The following is a 19,749-nucleotide window of genomic DNA, read 5'->3' on the forward strand; positions in this document are numbered from 1 at the left end:
AATATTTAAACTATTAGTGTTGTCTATTTATATTTTAAAGATTCGGGGATTTGTTTATTTTCCAATTTGCCACCATTTCTTCTTTGCATTTTCTTTTTTATTCTGATGATTGTAATACACACAAATTTTGTCTGTCAGATAATCATAAACGTCATCATCCAGATATGGTTTTTTGGCACTCATTAATTTTTTTACGTTGCTGCTAATGGTTTTAATTTCTTTATCATCAAAAACAGTTGAGGTTGTTAAGGTTAGTAATATAAATTGAGCGAAATCTTTATGTTGCTGATTGTAATTGATATTTCCGTTTCTGTACGCTTCGTCTTGAAGAATATCTAATCCCCGCAGCATTTCTGCTTCGATTGTTTTTGCGCTTCCGGTAGGCGGAATAAGTGCGCGAAGCTGTTCTACAATTTCTGGAAATTTATAATTGGTTGGAAATTTTGGAACAATGGTATGACTTGGTTTGTAAACAGGATTTCTTTTTTCGCATTTTGCAACCAGTTCTTTTACATCTTCAGAAGTGTGTTCGAGCCATTTTCTCGGATCGACACCAAACTTATTTTTACGATCAAGATCGGCTCCCAGCATCATTATTTTTTCGATAGTATTTAAATGATTTTCGCGTTCTTGACCTTCTGTTCTCCACGGAAACCCCTGAATTGCCCAGTAAGCAACGGTTCCGCCATTAGGATCGGCTAAATTTACATCGCCTCCATAATCAAGAAGTAAATTCATGCATTTAACCAGCTTATCTTGCTGTACGGCTATATGTAATGCATTATATCCGTTTTTGCAATACGTATTCGGATTTGCACCTTTTTCTAACAAATAGCGTAACATTTCGGCTCTTTCCTCTTCGTCTTTACAGCCATACGTTGTAAGGACTTCTATTATTAAGGTACTATAGTCTTCAGAATCTATATACGCATTAATATCAATAGCATTTTGGTCTACTATCTTTTGAGCAGAATCAAATTCACCTTTTGCAATATGAGAAGATAAAAGTGAAGCATATTGTTGCGGAATAAAAGTAAATGCACTCATTGAAATTGTTTTTTTAATTTTAAAAGAAAGCTGTTTTACTATTTGTACGAAAATACAAATTAAATCGCGAAAATAAACTATACGTAAAAGACTTTCGAACTTGTTTTTAGAAGTAAATGTTCTTGCTAAAACGGTTGCGTGAGGGATTGAGGCGATATCCTTTTGTGAAGTGAAACGGAGCAAAAGATAAAGCCGAAAGCCCGACCCGGAGGGGCACGCCATTACTTAAATTGTACTTATGAGCGATTATTTCAAACGGATTAAAACACCTTTACGTTTTACAAGATTTTTATAATCCCATTGAATTTCTTTGGCTTTTTCAATCCAGCGATTTACGTCCTGATTATTGATCTGATCGCTATTTGTATAACGAATTTCGGCAGCTTTAAACGAACCTTCATTTTGCAGTTTTTCTTCGTCAAAAGATTGTCCGCTCCAGAAAAGCAATCTTACAGAATCTTTGAGTTTGCTGTAACCTACAATCGGATTTCCGTCTAAAAACCAAACCGGATGTGCGTGCCAGATTTTGTTTTCGGCTTCGGCCAAATTTTTATTTATAATAGAATAGAGAAGATCACAGATTTTTTTGTCTTCTAAACTTTGCGCGTCATTGTAATTTTGGACTTCCTGATTCATATTATTTTCTTTTAATATTCAACAACAGCAGGAGTAGGATCGTTTTCTTTGATTCTGATTCTGCATTTTCTCTCAATTTCGTAAACATTTACGATTCCTAAAATGTATATAACATCAGGAACAAATTTGTCTGGTTGATTTTTTCTTCCTTTTATTTTTCCGGTTCTCAATTCGTATTCAAGATTGCCATAATTATTTTTAGCATTGATTTTGACATTTCCAGTAAATTGTTCCCAATCTGTACTGATTGTTTTTCCGTTTTGAAATTGAATTAGTCTGCTTTCCGTTCCAACAAAATATCCGCCACTTTGAAAAATGGAATAAATGGCTCTTATAACCACGTAAATTCCCGACAGCGACAATAAAATGATAATTATGCCAGGAAAGATTAATTCATCTAAATTATCTAGACTTGCAGTTACGGGTTGGCCATTAGACTCGAAATGAACTACTTCATTTGTAAACAAAGGTCCCATAAAAGCATGAACAAAAAGGCTCATAAAAATGCACATGCATAATCCGATAAGCAAATTGGTTAACGATTTGTTGAGCGGATATTTTCGTGTTGATTTTAGTGAGAAATCTATTTTTTCATTTTCAATTTGTTTTTTAAGATCAATAGGTAATTCGGTTAGATTCATTTGGGAGGTTAGGGTTTTGTTAGTTGATATTTTCTAGTAATTCGAAGACAATGTAAGTTCCGTGTTCTGAATTTCCTTTTTGTTTTTCCACAAAGCCTTTTTTTATATAAAAATCAACTGCTTTGGTATTTTTTTCAAGACACTTTAAAGTAATCGGAAATTTCGTTTTTTTAACGGCGGCTTTTAATAATTCAGTTCCGATGTTTTGTCCTTGATAACTATGATCGACATAAAGATGGTGAATGAAATTATTAGGCATCCACATGGAGACAAATCCAACAGGAACATCATCTAAACAAGCTGTTAGAATGTATTCTCCCTGAGTTTGTTTCTCGAAATCTTCCAATTTGAATTCAGAAATGTCATTCCACGAAAAAGTTCTTTTTCTTTCTTCTAAGAAAATTTCTCGTAAAGATGGTAAATCGATATTCCTAAATTCTCTAATACTTAACATGTGTTTTTTTGGTTAATCTCTTTTTAACAAGATTGTATTTGATCCGTTAGATTCATTAAATTCAGAAGCTCTTGTTCCGCTTAAACTGATATTGATTTTTATTTCGTCGTTGCTTTTAAAATCTAAAATGGCTAAAATTCTGCCTTTTTCGATTTGTTTGTTTTTTTCTAAAGAATAAGCGATAATATCCATCGCAATTGGAGTTTTAGACTCGTCGATTTCATATTTCAACAGACCTATTTTTCCATCGTTTTTTCCTCCTTTGACCACAAAATTTTTCCCATCGATGAATTCACCATTCACAGTCATTGAAATGAAATTATCTGAAGTAAAAATCATTTTATTTTTTACTCCATTAGAATCGGTTCCTTGCCAGTTGCCAACCAATATTTCTTTTTTAGTTTGTGCGTATGATAAACTAGTGAAAATAAAAAAGAGTAAGAGATATTTTTTCATTTGATAAACTGTTTCTGTTTTAGTATTGAAATTGTAAACTTTAAAAAAAAATCAATCTTTTCGATTTAAATCGGTAATCAACAACGGATTGTTTTCTTTTAATTTATTAACCAAAGCTTCAACTTTTTCCGGATTTTCCTTAATGTCTTCATACTCTTTAGAAGTTATTCCAACAATTTGTAAAAAAGAAACTTCGCCGTGAGGAGTTTGCTTTTTCTTGACTTCAGGATCATTTACAAAAACTAAAGCGGTAATGTCGGTTTCGGTATTCAGGCGAATTGGACCATTTGCTGGCATATAATGAAATTCTTCAAACCAATTTCCGCTGTCAAAGACATATTTGGCAATGTTTTGTAAAAGTGCCACAGCCCAACTAGGATTTCCGTTATCAGCTTCAAAAGGTTTTAATCTAAAAGTAAGTTCAAATCCCCATTTACTGAATTCTCCGTTTACTTTTTCTTCATTATAATACAATTCAGAAAATCCATAGGTAATAAAATGAAAATGATCTTCCTGATTTTTACTTTCATAATGGCTTACGCCGTCAAGCGGATGTTCTCCTCCCAACATATAACTAATTGCAGGAGCAAAGTGTTTAGGTTCCTGACCAGGGTACAAACGATCAAATTCTTTGTCAATTTCTAACCAGCCGACAGCATCGTCTTCTGAAAATTCTTTTTTATATTCTTCTAAATTCATTTTTGTAGTTTTCTGGTTAAAGCGTAGACAAGATATTGTTTTTATGTGAAAAAACGGAATTTGAAATGTAAAAAAAATCCGATTTGATTTAACAAACCGGATCTTGTTTTTATTATTCTATTTTTTTAACTAACTGATGTGTGCCTTCTTGCAGACCTTTGTAATAATCGCCTTTTTTTAATTCTGGAATTACATAGTTTGCAATAATGTCTTTTAGTTCCTGATCGGTAATTTTAGCACCAATCTTTGCAACTCCTTGAAACTGAATTTGTCTCAATTGTTTGCTTATTACAATTAATATAGAAGTGTCAATTTTAAGTTTGGAAAACAAATAGTTGTCCAAATACAAAGAATATTCATTTAAGTCTTTGTACGGACTTACAGATGCAGCACTAACAATTAGAATTTTGGATTTTGTTTTGGCTTCACTCGATTTTAGAAAATCATTTAAATCTTTAGCTTGTTTTGGTGTTAGAATATTTTCGAAATCATTTACGTAATCATAAGATTTGGCAAAAATATTTTGGTTCTCTGTACTTGTTTGTGCAGAAGAATAATGCGGTAAAAAAAGAACAAATAGTAGAATAAGAACTAATTTTTTCATGGCAGATAGGTTTTGGGCGCTGCAAAACTACTGCTTTATTATTAAAAATTAGTCTTGAAATTGTTATGAAAAATCAATATTTATTTTCATAGAATCAAATAAAAAAATCCGATTTAGTTTGTAAATCGGATTTCTTTAAAATTTTATTGCAATAACGGAAGTAGATGATCCCATTTAAGTTCTTTAGCATAATCTAAAGCTGTTTTGCCATGCTCGTTTTTCGCATTTACATCAGCACCAGATTCTATAATAATTTCAACAGAAGTACTATTTCCGGCAATGGTTTCACGATGTAGGAAAGTGTAACCTAATTCATCCTGTCCATTAATTTCTTCGGGATTACTTTTTAGAAATTCAATAAGACTTTCTTTCATGTTTTTACTCATTGGGTGTTCTATCAGATTCTCCGGTTTTTCTTTTTGCTCGTTAACGATTAAAATGTCATTAAAATCTCCGAAATCCAATCCCCAGGCTTCGTCATGAGATTCCCTTTCTTCTTCGCTCATTTCAGAACGCATGGCCTGAATGGTAAAGGCTCCGTAAGTTTGTCCGTTAATTGCAAATAACCAATCGCTGATTTGATTGACTGGTATTGCTATTTCGTCTCCATTGTTTACGTTTGTCAACTCATCTGGATCGTTTACTAAAATGCCGTAAATATTTTCTCCATCAAAATTTACATCGTTAATCCACATATGTTCTACAACGGTTTCTCCGTCGATTTCCTGAGTAAAAGCCAGTTTGACGCACGCAACATCCAATCCTGGAATTATTCTTCTGTATTCCCAAGATAGTTCTCTCCAGAAATATTTAAAGGTTTCTTGGGCTTTTTGGTAAGCTTCAATCATTTTTGGACTTTCTCCGTCGGCGTAGAATATTTTTGTATCAGACATAATTTTTGATTTTTATTATTGATAAGATAAAAAATCCGATCTGGGTTTACAAATCGGATTTGAATTTAAAGTTTGAAAAGTTCAATTTAGAAATTTACATCGTCTGCAATATTTCCTCCTTGTTCTGCAGCAAATTTTGCCGCATATTCTTTTTGTTTTTCTTGTTGATAATCTGAGAAAGCGATGATGTCAGCAGAATTCCAGTTTTGGTTTTGCTCGGTCATCCATTGCATGGCTACAGATTGGAAATCGGCTAAATTGATTCCGAAATTATCCAAAATCCATTGTGCACCGTCAATTCCGTATTCGTATGCCGCTTGTCTTGCTCCAGCTAATTCTTCGTAGAAATAACGATCGGTTTTAATTCTATCTAGATTCGCTTGTCCTTCAGCAGAAATCTCAGCATTAAGATTTTCTAATTGAGGAACCGTAACATTTTCAGCATAATATTGTCCGAATAAAGTTGTAACAGTAAACGAAGTATCTTCGCCCATACGCTGCGGCCAGATTGTGTTTAGTTCTTCCCAGACAATTGGTTCAAACCCCATTGCTTTACAAACTTCAAGATAATCAACTCCTGCACTAATTTTAAGACACATTGCGGTGTAAGTTCTTAAATCTACACCGTGAACTGGCTCTAAAAACGGATTGTTGTCATCTACTTTTACAAAACCAGAAGTCTGAATTCCAGTATATTTTAATGAATTGGCGTGTTCAAAACGAATCATTTGATCAGAATCGCAATTGTTCCATTCCGTATAAACTTCTCTTCTGTAATTGAAGTATATATTTTGAATGTCTTTTTCTTCAACGTTTTCTCCGCTTGCGCGTTCGTCTTCAATCCAAGCTTCGGCTCTTCTTGCAACTTCTGCATCAAAATCTTCGACAGAATAATGTGTTCCGTGCAAAGTTTCTGGATCGTATTCTACTTCCTGATATTCATTATCATAATCATTTTCGTAATTGTCGTTTGATGTTTGCGCTTGCTCGTAATTTTGGTTTTCTTGCTTGTTGTCTCCAGTTAGAGATCCAAAAAGTTTTTTAAACATTTGTCGATTTTTAGAGTTAATAATTTAATATTTCAATTGATTTAGATACATTTTTTCGTTGTGTTCTTTCAAATCTGGTGTGATTTTATTCCATTCGTCATACATTGCTCTCAAATAAATCTGACGCAGTTTTGGAGCGTTTTGAATTGCAAATTGTCTTTGCTTTTCTAAATCTTCCATTTTGATTTGAATTTCGTTCAAGACACTTTTATTAGATTCATGAATGGTGCTTAAACTTAGTGTATGATGCTCATGATATAAATCTCTTTCTTTATCTACTTCATTTTCAAATTCTTCTTTTAAATGAGCTGTTCTTTGTTCTGCCAATTCTCTGGCGATATTTTGTAAATTTCTCCCGATTGTACTAGGTGTAAAAGTGTTTTGAGTCTGACAAAATGGACAAGAAACATAAGTTTCGATTAAAAATATTTTATCAATCGTCAGATTTCCACCGCATTGTGTACACTTGAATTTGTCTTTTATGGTTTCAAATTCAGATAAGATTTTCTGGTATTCAATTTCCAGATCTCGTTCTTTCGTTTTATCAATCTGCTTTCTCCAATAATCGTATTTATTTTCAAATGCGTTGTGTCGATCGGAGCAGTTGTTTCTAAAATCAGAAACCAAGTTATGGTGTTTGCTCAAAACCGAAATCTTAGAATTGTAATGGTAATACACCGAAATAATTTTTTCTTCGTAAGTATCTCTGGCTTTTTCTCGAATGTTGTTTAATTGACCATTAACACCCGAATATACTTTATGAAAAGTTCTTTTATAAAGATCGTCATCTTCTTCTAAAAGCTGTTTTAATTCTGGAATTGCCGCCGTTGCAAATTCTTCCATTTTAGCTTCTAGTTTTTCTAAAAAAGAAAACCATCTTTCTTGAGATTCCTGAAGTTCAGCATACCATTCAGGAACAACTTCTTCGCTTTGTTTTGATTTATTGAATAATCCGAACACGTTATCTGATTTAAAGTGAATTATCTTCTTTTTTAATGTACATTCCGTCAGTAAGTTTTACGCTTAAAAACTCGAATCCGCAATACGCGCAATGCGTCACGCCGTCTTGTTTGGCTCTTCCGGCTCCGCAGTTTGGACAGTCTTTTAGCTTCATTTGAGCATCAGTGTTTTCTGTTTCTCCGCCATAATTAGACTGCTTTTGAGCATTTTCTTTTAATCGATTTAAAAACGAATTGACTTTTTTCTCTTCCATTACAACTGACTTAATAATTCTGATTTCTTGGTTTTGAATTCGTCTTCATCAATTAATCCCGCATCAAACAACGATTTCAGTTTTTGAAGTTTAGAAGTTAAATCATCTGCAGTTTCCGATTTCGGAGTTTCTTTGTTTTGCTGTAATTGATTTAAAAGAATTCCCATTCCCAAGGCATTTTGAGTGGCATCATGAAGTGTATTTCCTTTATCGCCAATGGCAGTTGCAGTATTGAATTTGGTAAATTTATCCATATCGGTTACCATATTCATGTTGGTGATTTTATCGTAATGTGCCGTAACTTCTTCCGGAAGAGTAACGCTGGTAATTACAAATTGAGTTAATTCTATACCGAATTGAAGGAAATACGGTTTTAAATACGGTTCTATTTTCTGTCCTAATTGTGTAATGTTTCCAGCAATATCGGTAACGGTGATGTTTTCATTTGCTAAAACTTCTCCGAATTTAGGAGCTACAAAATCTCTTAATTGATTCTGTAATTCGAAAATGGTAAGCTGTTTATAAGTTCCTGCATATTGACGGAAGAATTTTGCAACATCAATAATTTTGATATCAAAACTTCCAAAAGCGCGAACTCTTATTTGTCCGAATTGAGGATCATTTAGTAAAATAGGAGCAGGAGTTCCCCATTTATTATTAATGAATTGGTGTGTATTAAAGAAGTAAACATCTGCCTTAAACGGACTTTCGAATCCGAACTTCCAACCTTTTAATTGGCTTAAAATTGGAATATTCTCTGTTGATAAAGTATGAAGTCCTGGAGAAAATACATCTGCAAGTTGACCTTCATTTAAAAACATAACCTGTTGACTTTCGCGAACGGTCAATTTGGCTCCGTTTTTTATTTCTTTATCTTCATCAAAATATTTCCACATTAATAAATTAGGATCGCTTGTCGTGGCTTCGATTATTTCTATAAAAGGTAACTTCATCGGATTTTCTTATTTATAAACAATAAAAATAAGAATTTTACGACGATGGCAATGCTTTTTTATGTCAAGTTTTAAACAACTTTTTATTTGGTAATTTCTTTTGTGTAAAATGTAAAAAGCGATTTGTAAGTTGATGTTAGAAAAAAAACTTCCTTTTTGATACAGAAATGGTATAAAAAATCCGGATCGCTAGTACAATCCGGATGCTTTTTTTAATTGATTTTTAATCTTGTTTTTGAATAAAAATAGACCGTTGCTATATTTAGAATCGCAAGAATCCATAATAATGGATTGCTGAAAAAATCCTGATACGTGTTGCCTTTCGGAATTTCTACTAGAGGAACAAATAACAAAGCGTCTAATACAATTGCTGTCAAAGACATCATAACACCCACTTGAAACCCAGATCTAGAAATTGCTTTTTTATAATAAAATGAAGCTCCAATTGTCGAATAGAAAATAATAAAGAGACAGATTATTGCAGTTTGCACATTTAGTGAATCTTTTATAATTGGAATATGTTCTAAGATAAAAAAGGTTACAGCGACACAAATCCAGAGAATGATTCCCGATAAAATGGCTCTCCAATAATTCATGATAACTGATTTATTTCATTCCAAACACCAGTTTTTGCCGTGTTCTCAACATAGACTGAAAAATCGGTTGCTTTTCGTCCTAAAACTTTTTCAACATCATTTGTAATGCTCGAATTTCTTCCATCCAAAACCTCTTCGAATAAATAATTGATCAACCAGATTTCATCTTCTGGAGTTTGGTATTCGCGAAGCATATTTAGATATTCGTCTAATTCTAAAGATTGAAAAATGATTTCTTTCTCGGTAATTTTTGCTATTTCGGCAATAGCACTTTTAAAAGTAAGCAAACGCGGACCTGTTAATTCATAAGTTTGTCCGTTATGTTTTTCGTTTAAAAGTGCTTCTGTAACTACTTCTGCAATGTCGTCAGCATCTATAAAAGGTTCTAAGACATCTGCTCTTGGAAGCGCCACGAATCCGGCTAAAATAGGCTCTAAAAAGAAGCTTTCGCTAAAGTTCTGATCAAACCAAGAAGCTCTAACAATAGTCCATTTCTGAGCTGTAGCTTTTACGATTTCTTCGCAGACTTGTGCTTCTTTTTCGCCTCTTCCAGAAAGTAAGACCATTTTTTCTACACCAAGTTTTGTTGCTAAAAGTGTAAATTTTTGAATCGTTTCTGGCGCAGACGGAATAGCTAAATCGGGATAAAAAGTAATATAAACGCTGTTTTTGTCTTTTAAAGCAAGTGACCAAGTTTCTGGATTTTCCCAATCAAATGGAATTTCTGCAGTTCTTGAACCAATGCTGATTTTGACATTTTCTTTTTTCGCTAATAATGCAGCAACACGTCGACCTGTTTTTCCGTTACCGCCAATTACTAAAATGTTGTTTGTTTTCATGATGAATGTTTTTTAATTAATGATGATACAAAGTTGCGCACATCATTATCAAAACATTTGTCTGAAAGGAATTAAGATTTGTTTGAAAAGAATTGTTTTCTGACTTCGTTTGGTCTCGATCCGAATTTTTTCTGAAAGGCGTTTGAGAACGAACTCAAACTTTCGTAGCCAACATCCCAAGCGGTTTCTTGTACTGTTTTTTCGCTGTTGCAAAGTAATTCGTAAGCTTTATTGAGACGTTCTTCATGAATGAATTTGTAAACCGGAATTCCGAACAGATCTTTGAAATTCTTTTTTAATTTGTTGCTGTTCAATCCAATCAGTTTGGATAATTCGGTTATTGTTGGTGGTTTAGAATAATTAGTGCTGACAATATCTTTTGCCTGAAAAAGTTTTTCTTTGTCTTTTTCGGTTAAATCTGTTTTCTTTTCGCTGGAAAGAAGAGCAAAATAATGCGCCAATAATTCATTAATCTGACTCTTCAGAAATAGAAGTCTAGTGTTGCCTGTATAAGTTGTATTGAATACTTTTTGAACAGCCAATTGCATTTCTAAAGTCATAAATAGAGTTGGGCCTTTTACAAAATGAGAATTTGGATTAACCAATTCGGGCAATTGTTTCTCGAAAATCTCTTTTTCTGTTTGAGGTAAATTCTGAATAGTTTTCAGTTTAGCAAAAATACTAATAGATTGTAAAGGTTTTTCAGGTGTAATTTTATGGGCAAAACCAACTTTTTGATTTCCGAAAAAGGAAATTGCCAAACCTGTTGTGTTCATTAAATATTTGGTTTGGTCGTTGTGTTTAATTTCTAATTCGACATTTCCGGAACCATAAAAAGCAAAACCAACTGCATCGCCGTCAATTTCGCAACGTTGCACAAACTCTTTGTCAGAATTGGACTGCTCGATCAAGACAATGAAATTATTTACTTCTATGATATCGGTGGTCATTTTTTTTGAATTAGAAAATTAGTCAATTTGATAATTAGATAATTTTTTAAAAGGCTGTAATGTAGTCAAATATACAAAAGTAATTTTAGGACTATTTGTAGGGAGGAGAAATCTGCATTTATTCGTAACTATATTTTGCGATTCTCTTTGTCAAAGTTTTAAACTTTGACAAAGAGTCGTAATTTACTTTTTGGAGTTTCTTGTGTGATTTACTTCTTCTGTTCGCTGTCGCTCGGGTCTCCCTTCGGTCGAAATGACAAAAAGGGAGAATAAAAAAATCCGATTCACTTTCGCAAATCGGATTTTTATAAATTGAAAATTATATATAACTCCGTAAAGATGAATCTTTACATTGTATATTTTTACAAGTGAATTACTTCGCCGTAAGCATCAGCTACAGCTTCCATAACAGCCTCGCTCATTGTTGGGTGAGGGTGGATTGCTTTTAAGATTTCGTGACCAGTAGTTTCTAGTTTACGAGCTACAACTGCCTCAGCAATCATATCTGTAACACCAGCACCAATCATGTGGCATCCTAACCATTCTCCGTATTTAGCATCGAAGATTACTTTTACGAATCCGTCAGCAGCTCCAGCAGCTTTTGCTTTTCCAGAAGCTGAGAATGGGAATTTACCAATTTTTAATTCGTAACCTTTTTCTTTAGCTTGTTTTTCAGTCAAACCAACAGAAGCAATTTCTGGAGTTGCATAAGTACAACCAGGAACGTTTCCGTAATCAATTGGGTCAACGTGCATACCAGCGATTTTCTCCACACAGTTGATTCCTTCAGCAGAAGCAACGTGAGCTAAAGCTTGACCTGGAGTAACGTCTCCAATTGCGTAGTATCCTGGAATATTAGTTGCGTTGTAAGCGTTTACTAAGATTTTATCTCTGTCAACAGCAATACCAACTTCTTCTAATCCGATGTTTTCGATGTTTGTTTTGATTCCAACTGCAGAAAGTACGATGTCAGCTTCAAGAATTTCTTCTCCTTTAGCTGTTTTTACAGTTGCTTTTACTCCGTTTCCAGAAGTATCAATTTTTTCTACAGAAGAGTTTGTCATGATTTTTACACCCGCTTTCTTCATAGAACGCTCCATTTGTTTAGAAACGTCTTCGTCTTCTACAGGAACGATGTTTGGCATAAATTCTACGATAGTAACATCAGTTCCCATTGAGTTGTAGAAGTGAGCGAACTCCACTCCAATTGCTCCAGAACCAACAATAATCATAGATTTTGGTTGTGTTGGCAAAGTCATTGCCTGACGGTATCCAATTACTTTTACACCATCTTGAGGTAAATTTGGTAACTCACGAGAACGAGCACCAGTTGCGATGATAATGTGATCAGCGCTATATTCTGTAACTTTATTGTCTTTATCCGTAACGTCAAGTTTTTTTCCTGGTTTTAATTTACCAAAACCTTCGATAACGTCAATTTTGTTTTTTTTCATTAAGAATTGAACTCCTTTGCTCATTCCTTCCGCAACACCACGGCTACGTTGAACAACAGCTGGGAAATCTTTATCGAATTCAGAAACTTTCAATCCGTAGTCAGAAGCATGTTTTAAATAATCAAAAACCTGAGCAGATTTTAAAAGTGCTTTTGTTGGAATACATCCCCAGTTAAGGCAAACTCCACCAAGATTTTCTTTTTCTACTACAGCTACTTTAAAGCCTAATTGAGAAGCTCTAATCGCTGTTACATATCCTCCAGGACCACTTCCTAAAACAATAACGTCGTATTTCATTTTTTTTGTTTTTAGTATTAACTATCGAAAAATGAATTCTACAATTCCGAAACTCATCTTTCGATTTATTCTTTTGTTATTTGTGATTGCGAATTTAAGGATTTATTTTAAACGAACACCTGAAAATTTGTTTTTAAAGTCACAGATTTTGGTCTTTTCACAGAAACTGAAGTAATTGTGAATTGTAAATTGTGAATTATGAAGTGATTTTTGGAATTTTGGAAATAAATCTGAAAAAATAGTTGAAGTCACTTTAGAGTATTTACGCATTCGATGTCACTCTGAGCGAAGTCGAAGTGCTTTGTGTGGACTTCGACTTCGCTCAGTCTGACAGACGTTCAGGTTAGTTGTAAAATGCAAATTTCTTTTCAGATAAAAAAAATAAGCCACAGATTATTAGGATTAAAATGATTTTTAAAAATCAGTGTTAATCTGTGTAATCTGTGGCTTTTATAATTTTATTTTATTGCTTGTAGAATAACTTTGCGTGGGCTTCGACTCCGCTCAGCCTGACAATTCACGTTTCAATTAACCATCAACCATTAACAACTAACAATTAAATCTTAACGTGTCCCCAGTTTTCTCCGCTGGCGATTCTTCTGATCTGCATTTCGCTTACGCCGAATTGTTTCGCAATCATTTTTAGACGCGTTTTTTGTTCCGGTCTGGCTAGGATTTTTTTGATCAACATCACTTTTGTGGTGGTTAATTTTCTTCCGTCGGCTTTTAGATTGTGTTCGATAAGATTCTTTTTTGCCTGAATAACACGTGGGCTTTTTCGGCTGTGTGCCATCATTTCCTGTTTGGTTGCCCAGCGTAAATTGCTGATGTCATCATTACTTCTGTTGTAATCCAAATGAAGAACGTAAGTTTGATCTTCGGAATCTTTCGGGATAAAATATTGGGCAACTAATTTGTATAAGAAGAGATATTTATTTACGATTTTATCGTCTTTTTTAACCTTAAAACGGAAAGTTGGGTATCCGTCGCTTAATCCACCTTTTAGTATTCGGCCGTTTTCAATTTCGTCAGTAAAACTTATTAATCTTCCTCTGTTCGAAATGGCATATTTTAATTGTAATGAGGCGTTTATTTCTATTTCTTTAAATTGTTCGTTTGGATAAAATCGATTTTGTGGCATATTCTTTTACATTTGATTTCTATACTCTCAAAGATAAATAATAAACCAAAAAAGTCGGCTATCTACTTGATACTGAAATATCAATTTTATGATTTCTATAACGCTATTTTAACGTTTTGAAATCATTTTGACAGTTTTTAGTCGGATTTTAAATCACAAATTGTCAAATATGCAGTTTTTCTATTTTCCGCGAAAGCGTAAATTTTAGATTAAATTACGATTATTTTATTGGTCAAGCCAATTTTTAAAGTTGTTTATTTCTTTTTTACTGATAAAAATAGCGTCATTTTCGACGGAAGGAACAGTTAAAATTAATTCGACTTTTTGGTGTGAATGTCTTATGACTTCTTTTATAATGTCTCGACTGACAATATACTTTCTATTAATTTTAAAAAAATGAAACGGATCAAGGCTGTTTATGATCTCTGTTAAAGTGTTATTGTACAAATAACTGGTTCCAGATTTTACATGAATAAAAAGGTGTTTTCCTGTTGCCGCAAAATAGGTAATTTCAGATTCATTGATAGAAATCAGTTTGTAACCGTGATTAACTAAGAAATGATGCTGTATTTTATTGTTTTCAGGATTTTCTATTGCAACTAAAGATTGAAGCGTTGAATTGCTATTAAAACTGTCTTTAATTTTTTTGAATTTGAAAAGTGCTTCTAATAATTCTGATTCTTCAAAAGGTTTTAAAAGATAATCAATGGTAAAATGTTTGAAGACCGAAATGGCATAAGAATCGTAAGCTGTAATAAAGATGACAGGGCAGGAGATGATTGTTTTCTCGAAAATTTCAAGACTTTTTCCGTCACCTAAATGAATGTCCATAAAAGCTAAATCTACTCGATTTTCACTAAAGAAAATTACTGCTTCTTTGACCGATTTTATAACATTGATTTCTGCTACCGGCAAAATATCCTGCTGTTCTAAAATGGATTTTAGATAGCTTGAAGCCAGATATTCGTCTTCGACAATAGCAATTCTCATTTTATAAATTTTGGGTCACGGAATTATTTGCAAAGATAATTGACTAATTATTATTCGCAAAAAAGAAGACCTTTTGTTGCTCAATTTTTTTGTATAAAAAAAAGCTCAATTGTAAAAACTGAGCCTTTTAAAAAAACAATTAGGTAAAATTATAGATTGGGATTATTCAATCTCGCGTCTGCTGGGTAAATAATGGTATAACGCGGATCATTTTGTATCAATGTGTATGCGTCTCCGTCTACAGTATGAATAATTTGTTTTTGAGAAGTTCTTCTCAAGTCAAACCAACGGTGACCTTCGGCAGCAAATTCGCGACGTCTTTCATCACCAATAAAGGTTGCTAAATCTGTTGCGTTCATTGCATTAACTGAAGTTGCTAGTTGAGATAATCCCGCTTGTGTGTAACGTTTTGCAGCAAAATCTAATACAGTTGTTTTTGCATCTGCCAAATTGTTTAATGCTAACAATGTTTCTGCTTTTGTCAAATACAATTCAGAAGTTCTAAAAGAACATTTCTGTGCATCTTCACCACCTTTTTGGATTCTGAAACGGCTTCCGCTTGCTAAAAAGTAAAGCGAATAACGTAAATCTGTCGTTTTGTTATAAGTCGCAATTAAGTCTGGAGAAGCATATGATGCTGCTTTTAAAATATTAATAAAGGTATTTTCAAGTGCTAAAATAGATTCTACACCGTCAAATCTGTTGGCTAAAACTTTAGTAGTATTTAAATCGACTAAATTATTTTTGATTGCCAATGCTTTGTTTGCTGCATCAAGCGATTTTTGCCATTGTTTTTGGTACAAATAAATACGGCTTTCTAAACTATACAATGAAGCTTTAGAAAAACGGTAATTTAATCCTTTTGGCTGAGATGTTACATTTAGTAATTTCTCTGCTTCGTTAGTATCAGAAATAATCTGGTTGTAAATTACTTCTACACTTTCAGGAATAAAAGCTTGCTCTAAATCTATTTCTAAAGCTAATGGAACTGCTTTGTCGCTTGCTGCAGTTGCCGCATTATAAGGTTTTGCAAAAAGGTTAGCCAAATCAAAATAAGCCATTGCTCTTAAGGCGTAAGCTTCTCCGATTAATTGGTCTCTTTCTGCAGAAGTTTCGATTTTTTTAGAAGCTTCGTTGATTAAAACATTGGTGTAAAAAATTACATTATATAAACTCGCATATTGAAAAGAGGTTGTAATCCTGTCTGGATTAGCGTCTTTCCAAATGTAGATGTCTCTATAGTAGATAAAATCATCGCTAAATTCATTCAACGTAAGCTCGTCTGCGCGAACTTCAGTCAATGATTTATGTTGTGGATAAGTAGAATATGCTGTTGTTAAAACGGCACGAAATTGTGGTAATGTTTCCGGAATTACTTTACCTACAGGCGTTACATCCAGATAATCATCACAGCTGCTTACAGTAAGCGCTGCGATAAAAAACAATATATATTTTGAGTATTTTTTCATCTTTTGATAGTATTAAAAAGTAACATTACATCCTATAGTAAATGACTTAGGAACTGGCTGTGCATAAATATTTCCGTAAGTTTCAGGATCAAAGTAACCTTTGAAATCAGAACTAATTACAAATAAGTTTCTTGCTTCAACATTAAGTCTAATACTTGAAATATTAATTTGATCTGTAAATGCCTTTGGTAATGTATAACCTAAACGCATACTGTTCAATCTCATATAACTCATTTTATTTACCCAGGTATCCAGATAATTCATGGTTTTAATTTGATTTCCTCCAGAATACCATTGGTAAGCCATCCATGAATCTCCTGTTCCAGAAGTCTGGCTTGTAATACCAGGCAGGTTTGAAGATGTATTTGTTGGTGACCAAGCATTCAGAATTCTAGTAGAATAATTTAATCCTCTGTCTACTTCTGCTCCGTAATAAGGTGGAGTTTCAACCATAGTTTGGTCTAAAGTAAAAGAAGCCACAATTGCTAGATCAAAATTACCCACTTTGAAAGTATTGGTAATACCTCCGGTATATTTAGGGTCTCTATCTCCTAAATAAGTAAATAAATCTCTAAATTCTGCCGCAGATAAGTTAGATTGAGAAAACGCTCCTGGGAATACGTCTGCTAAAACATCATACAATCCGAAGAAAGTCTGACTGTTTACTGTTTCTCCTTTTTTGTTTACGAATAATGGATTTCCGTTTTCATCAATTCCGTTTGTTTTAAATCCGAAAATTGCATTTACAGGACGTCCTTCTTTGTTTGGCATATAATCAGTATCACGAACTTCTATACGGTCAACATTACTCTTGTTTTGTGCAAGGTTAAAGTTGGTAGTCCATTTAAAGTTTGGACGATCAATATTTTTTGTTGCGATAGAAAGTTCGAAACCTTTATTGGTTACCTGAGCCCAGTTCATGTTTGTAAATTCAAAACCATTTTCTAATGGTAATGATCTATTACCTAATAAATCGGCACTTTTTCTTCCGTAAACATCGGCAATAATACTAATACGGTTGTGAAACAATCCAAGGTCTGCACCAATGTTTGTGCTCGTCGTTTTTTCCCAACGTAATTTTTCGTTAGGCGGATTAATTACTACAATTGTAGGTTCTATCTGCCCCGGAAGAATTGTTGTTGTTTTGTTTTCTCCTACAACAAATGGAGAAGTGTTTTTGTCGACATTTCCTTGTAAACCATAAGAACCTCTCAGTCTTAAGTTAGAAATAACATTGCTGTCTTTTAAGAAGTTTTCCTGAGAAACCAACCAAGCTGCAGAAGTAGACCAAAGTGGCAAATATTTGTATTTTGGATCTACACCAAATAAATTAGAACCATCATATCTTGCACTTCCAAAGAAAGTATATTTTCTGTTGTAGGTATAAGAAGCCGTTGCAAAGAAAGAAGCGTATGCATTTTCATTTTGCTCTTTGCGATAGGTTTTGTATTCAGAGTTGTTTGCCATGTCAGCATTCGGGAAAACGATTTGCTGTGTGGTTAAAGTGTTTTCATCAAAACCGAATCCTTTTGTGAAAATAGCAGTTTGATAATTTCTTCTTAGTTCATTACCAACCATAATTTCAACCTCATGTTTATCTGCAAAAACATTAGAGTAATTAAGGGTTGTTTTTAAATTGTATTGAAAAAAGTCATTATTAGAATTTTCAATTACACCACCATTTGGAAGGAAATAATTAAAATTACCATTAGAAAAGTAACGTGATTTTTCTCTATATCTTCTTGTGTAATAACTGTTTTGACCAGCATATTTCTCTGTACCACTATGGTCTAACTGAAGACCAAGTTGACTATTCGCTTTTAAATGATCTGTAATTTTGTATTCTGCATCTAAAATCGCTTTTATGGCTCTTGTTTTTATATCGTAAGAAGTGTTTGCCCTTTCTTCTACAATATTAAATGGAATGTAACGATCAGAATATCCAGTGATATCTTGGTCATAATTATAACTTCCGTCAGCATTAAAAGGTGTCAGGTACGGATTTACATTTCTTACATAATTAGAAGGATTTGTATTGGCACTTACATCGGTAACGTAAGATTTTGTTATAGATTCTGACCCAAAAAGGCCAACGCCAACTTTAAATCTATCCGATACTTCGTAGTTGTTTTTTAAAGTTAAATTGTAACGTTTGAAACCTGTTCCGATAGTTGTTCCTTGCTCATCATAAAAACCTGTAGAGAAATAGTAGTCTGATTTTTCGCCTCCACCAGACATACTTAAACCATGCTGTGTATTGATAGCGTTTTGGTAAATTAAGTTCCCCCAGTTAAAATTGTTGTTTCTTAAAGCGTTAATAGAATTTTGAGTAGCTGGACTTAAAGCAGAAAATCCGCCATTTCTAAAAGTGTCCAATTCATTTGCTCCGTTTAAGATACGCGCTACTTGACCATTTGTATCTCTGTACGTTAAATCGGAACGACTTGCCAAACCAAGTTCAAAATCAACTTTTTGGTTGGCATTCATTAAATTCAATTTATCAAAATCTGGTTTAAGTGTAACAAAAGTATTAGTGTTAACGTTAATTGTCATTTTACCACTTTTACCTTTTTTAGTGGTAATTACGATAACTCCATTGGCAGCACGCGCACCATAAATAGAAGTTGCCGCAGCATCTTTTAAGATGGTAATGTCTTTAATATCATCAGGATTTAATCCAGCAATAGAATAATTGGTCAATAAATCGATGTTGTCTTTATCGTAGTTTTTAGGTACATCCTGACTTTCTAATGGTAATCCGTCAAGAACCCAAAGAGGATCTTGAGATCCGTTAAGAGAAGCAGTTCCTCTAATTCTGATTTTAGCTGGTGCTCCCGGCGCTCCAGATGGTGTCGTTACAGCAACTCCCGCAACTTGTCCCAATAACATTTGGTCCACACTTGCAACTCCCGCTTGTTGAATATCAGCCATGTCTACTTTTGCTATTGCAGAAGTCAACTTTCTTTTCTCAATTTTTTGATAACCGGTAACCACAACTTCCTGAAGTTTTCCAATATCAGATTTTAAGCTGATTGTATATTCTTTTTGAGAAGAAGATAAATCTAAAGTATACGCTTTGTAACCCATAAATGTTATTCTTAATGCGGTAACATTTTTAGGTACTTTTAATTGAAATTTACCATCAAAATCTGAAGTAGTTCCGATGCTTTCACTTTGAATAATTCCAGCCATGGCTGTTTTGCTAGATATAGAATTGTTTTCTACGAAAATTGACGCCCCTGGTACTGGCGATTTGTCGGTTTCGTCTAAAACAATACCCGAAATAGTTCGGGATTCCTGCGAATATCCTGCGATGGCCAGGAATAGCAGTAAGGCTTGTAAAATTTTTGTCATGTTTTTGGTTGTGT

20 protein-coding genes are annotated in these 19,749 nt (G+C 33.6%); all 20 read right to left on the minus strand.

All coding sequences use genetic code 11. The features are described 5' to 3' along the window. Positions 1–54: 54 nt before the first annotated feature. Positions 55–1,047, minus strand: a complete 993-nt coding sequence (locus K6T82_RS01880; RefSeq protein WP_223704317.1) for an ankyrin repeat domain-containing protein — start codon at positions 1,045–1,047, stop codon at positions 55–57. A 246-nt stretch (positions 1,048–1,293) separates the two neighbouring features. After that, a complete protein-coding gene (locus K6T82_RS01885) occupies positions 1,294–1,683 on the minus strand; it encodes a DUF1801 domain-containing protein (RefSeq protein ID WP_223704318.1) in 390 nt (129 codons plus the stop codon). Positions 1,684–1,694: 11 nt separating this feature from the next. Further along, positions 1,695–2,324, minus strand: coding sequence for a hypothetical protein (locus tag K6T82_RS01890; RefSeq protein ID WP_223704319.1), 630 nt, complete (start codon positions 2,322–2,324; stop codon positions 1,695–1,697). Positions 2,325–2,343: 19 nt separating this feature from the next. Then, on the minus strand, positions 2,344–2,778 hold the full coding sequence (locus tag K6T82_RS01895; protein ID WP_223704320.1) for a GNAT family N-acetyltransferase: 435 nt from the start codon (positions 2,776–2,778) through the stop codon (positions 2,344–2,346). A 12-nt stretch (positions 2,779–2,790) separates the two neighbouring features. After that, positions 2,791–3,234 (minus strand): hypothetical protein, encoded by a 444-nt coding sequence (locus tag K6T82_RS01900; protein WP_223704321.1) that lies wholly within the window; start codon positions 3,232–3,234, stop codon positions 2,791–2,793. Positions 3,235–3,285: 51 nt separating this feature from the next. Further along, entirely contained in the window at positions 3,286–3,933 is a 648-nt protein-coding gene (locus K6T82_RS01905; protein WP_223704322.1) for a suppressor of fused domain protein, read from the minus strand. A 112-nt stretch (positions 3,934–4,045) separates the two neighbouring features. Next, positions 4,046–4,537 carry a TPM domain-containing protein gene (locus K6T82_RS01910; protein ID WP_223704323.1) on the minus strand — a complete coding sequence of 164 codons (492 nt, stop codon included), beginning with the start codon at positions 4,535–4,537 and terminating at the stop codon, positions 4,046–4,048. Positions 4,538–4,680: 143 nt separating this feature from the next. Continuing rightward, positions 4,681–5,430, minus strand: coding sequence for a DUF2314 domain-containing protein (locus tag K6T82_RS01915; RefSeq protein WP_223704324.1), 750 nt, complete (start codon positions 5,428–5,430; stop codon positions 4,681–4,683). Positions 5,431–5,516: 86 nt separating this feature from the next. Continuing rightward, the gene (locus tag K6T82_RS01920) at positions 5,517–6,479 is read right to left on the minus strand and encodes a DUF6620 family protein (RefSeq protein ID WP_223704325.1); all 963 of its coding nucleotides are present in this window, start codon (positions 6,477–6,479) and stop codon (positions 5,517–5,519) included. Between the two features lie 24 nt (positions 6,480–6,503). Further along, positions 6,504–7,439, minus strand: a complete 936-nt coding sequence (locus K6T82_RS01925; protein ID WP_223704326.1) for a hypothetical protein — start codon at positions 7,437–7,439, stop codon at positions 6,504–6,506. 10 nt (positions 7,440–7,449) lie between these two features. Continuing rightward, on the minus strand, positions 7,450–7,692 hold the full coding sequence (locus K6T82_RS01930; RefSeq protein WP_223704327.1) for a hypothetical protein: 243 nt from the start codon (positions 7,690–7,692) through the stop codon (positions 7,450–7,452). Then, a complete protein-coding gene (locus K6T82_RS01935; protein WP_223704328.1) occupies positions 7,692–8,645 on the minus strand; it encodes an SPFH domain-containing protein in 954 nt (317 codons plus the stop codon). Before K6T82_RS01935 ends, K6T82_RS01930 begins: the two co-directional genes overlap by 1 nt. A gap of 212 nt (positions 8,646–8,857) precedes the next feature. After that, a complete protein-coding gene (locus K6T82_RS01940) occupies positions 8,858–9,241 on the minus strand; it encodes a DUF5367 family protein (protein WP_223704329.1) in 384 nt (127 codons plus the stop codon). Then, entirely contained in the window at positions 9,238–10,080 is an 843-nt protein-coding gene (locus K6T82_RS01945) for a Rossmann-fold NAD(P)-binding domain-containing protein (RefSeq protein ID WP_223704330.1), read from the minus strand. The genes K6T82_RS01940 and K6T82_RS01945 overlap by 4 nt, the downstream gene beginning before the upstream one ends. 71 nt (positions 10,081–10,151) lie before the next feature. Beyond that, a complete protein-coding gene (locus K6T82_RS01950) occupies positions 10,152–11,030 on the minus strand; it encodes a helix-turn-helix domain-containing protein (RefSeq protein ID WP_223704331.1) in 879 nt (292 codons plus the stop codon). 362 nt (positions 11,031–11,392) lie between these two features. Further along, the gene (lpdA, locus tag K6T82_RS01955) at positions 11,393–12,781 is read right to left on the minus strand and encodes a dihydrolipoyl dehydrogenase (protein WP_223704332.1); all 1,389 of its coding nucleotides are present in this window, start codon (positions 12,779–12,781) and stop codon (positions 11,393–11,395) included. Positions 12,782–13,337: 556 nt separating this feature from the next. Next, a complete protein-coding gene (locus tag K6T82_RS01960; RefSeq protein WP_184161009.1) occupies positions 13,338–13,922 on the minus strand; it encodes an NUMOD4 domain-containing protein in 585 nt (194 codons plus the stop codon). A 225-nt stretch (positions 13,923–14,147) separates the two neighbouring features. Then, the gene (locus K6T82_RS01965) at positions 14,148–14,912 is read right to left on the minus strand and encodes a LytR/AlgR family response regulator transcription factor (protein WP_223704333.1); all 765 of its coding nucleotides are present in this window, start codon (positions 14,910–14,912) and stop codon (positions 14,148–14,150) included. 149 nt (positions 14,913–15,061) lie between these two features. Continuing rightward, positions 15,062–16,381: a RagB/SusD family nutrient uptake outer membrane protein gene (locus tag K6T82_RS01970; RefSeq protein WP_223704334.1), complete on the minus strand. Its 1,320-nt coding sequence runs from the start codon at positions 16,379–16,381 to the stop codon at positions 15,062–15,064. A 12-nt stretch (positions 16,382–16,393) separates the two neighbouring features. After that, complete coding sequence (locus K6T82_RS01975) at positions 16,394–19,735, minus strand: SusC/RagA family TonB-linked outer membrane protein (RefSeq protein ID WP_223704335.1); 3,342 nt, start codon at positions 19,733–19,735, stop codon at positions 16,394–16,396. Positions 19,736–19,749 lie beyond the last annotated feature (14 nt).

Origin of the sequence: Flavobacterium potami, from assembly GCF_020026915.1 — a bacterium.
Classification (GTDB): Bacteria; Bacteroidota; Bacteroidia; order Flavobacteriales; family Flavobacteriaceae; genus Flavobacterium; species Flavobacterium potami.

Coding starts and splice junctions, on each gene's coding strand:
- K6T82_RS01880 (WP_223704317.1), bottom strand. CDS start 1,047: ATGAGTGCATTTACTTTTATTCCGCAACAATATGCTTCACTTTTATCT.
- K6T82_RS01885 (WP_223704318.1), bottom strand. CDS start 1,683: ATGAATCAGGAAGTCCAAAATTACAATGACGCGCAAAGTTTAGAAGAC.
- K6T82_RS01890 (WP_223704319.1), bottom strand. CDS start 2,324: ATGAATCTAACCGAATTACCTATTGATCTTAAAAAACAAATTGAAAAT.
- K6T82_RS01895 (WP_223704320.1), bottom strand. CDS start 2,778: ATGTTAAGTATTAGAGAATTTAGGAATATCGATTTACCATCTTTACGA.
- K6T82_RS01900 (WP_223704321.1), bottom strand. CDS start 3,234: ATGAAAAAATATCTCTTACTCTTTTTTATTTTCACTAGTTTATCATAC.
- K6T82_RS01905 (WP_223704322.1), bottom strand. CDS start 3,933: ATGAATTTAGAAGAATATAAAAAAGAATTTTCAGAAGACGATGCTGTC.
- K6T82_RS01910 (WP_223704323.1), bottom strand. CDS start 4,537: ATGAAAAAATTAGTTCTTATTCTACTATTTGTTCTTTTTTTACCGCAT.
- K6T82_RS01915 (WP_223704324.1), bottom strand. CDS start 5,430: ATGTCTGATACAAAAATATTCTACGCCGACGGAGAAAGTCCAAAAATG.
- K6T82_RS01920 (WP_223704325.1), bottom strand. CDS start 6,479: ATGTTTAAAAAACTTTTTGGATCTCTAACTGGAGACAACAAGCAAGAA.
- K6T82_RS01930 (WP_223704327.1), bottom strand. CDS start 7,692: ATGGAAGAGAAAAAAGTCAATTCGTTTTTAAATCGATTAAAAGAAAAT.
- K6T82_RS01935 (WP_223704328.1), bottom strand. CDS start 8,645: ATGAAGTTACCTTTTATAGAAATAATCGAAGCCACGACAAGCGATCCT.
- K6T82_RS01940 (WP_223704329.1), bottom strand. CDS start 9,241: ATGAATTATTGGAGAGCCATTTTATCGGGAATCATTCTCTGGATTTGT.
- K6T82_RS01945 (WP_223704330.1), bottom strand. CDS start 10,080: ATGAAAACAAACAACATTTTAGTAATTGGCGGTAACGGAAAAACAGGT.
- K6T82_RS01950 (WP_223704331.1), bottom strand. CDS start 11,030: ATGACCACCGATATCATAGAAGTAAATAATTTCATTGTCTTGATCGAG.
- lpdA (WP_223704332.1), bottom strand. CDS start 12,781: ATGAAATACGACGTTATTGTTTTAGGAAGTGGTCCTGGAGGATATGTA.
- K6T82_RS01960 (WP_184161009.1), bottom strand. CDS start 13,922: ATGCCACAAAATCGATTTTATCCAAACGAACAATTTAAAGAAATAGAA.
- K6T82_RS01965 (WP_223704333.1), bottom strand. CDS start 14,912: ATGAGAATTGCTATTGTCGAAGACGAATATCTGGCTTCAAGCTATCTA.
- K6T82_RS01970 (WP_223704334.1), bottom strand. CDS start 16,381: ATGAAAAAATACTCAAAATATATATTGTTTTTTATCGCAGCGCTTACT.
- K6T82_RS01975 (WP_223704335.1), bottom strand. CDS start 19,735: ATGACAAAAATTTTACAAGCCTTACTGCTATTCCTGGCCATCGCAGGA.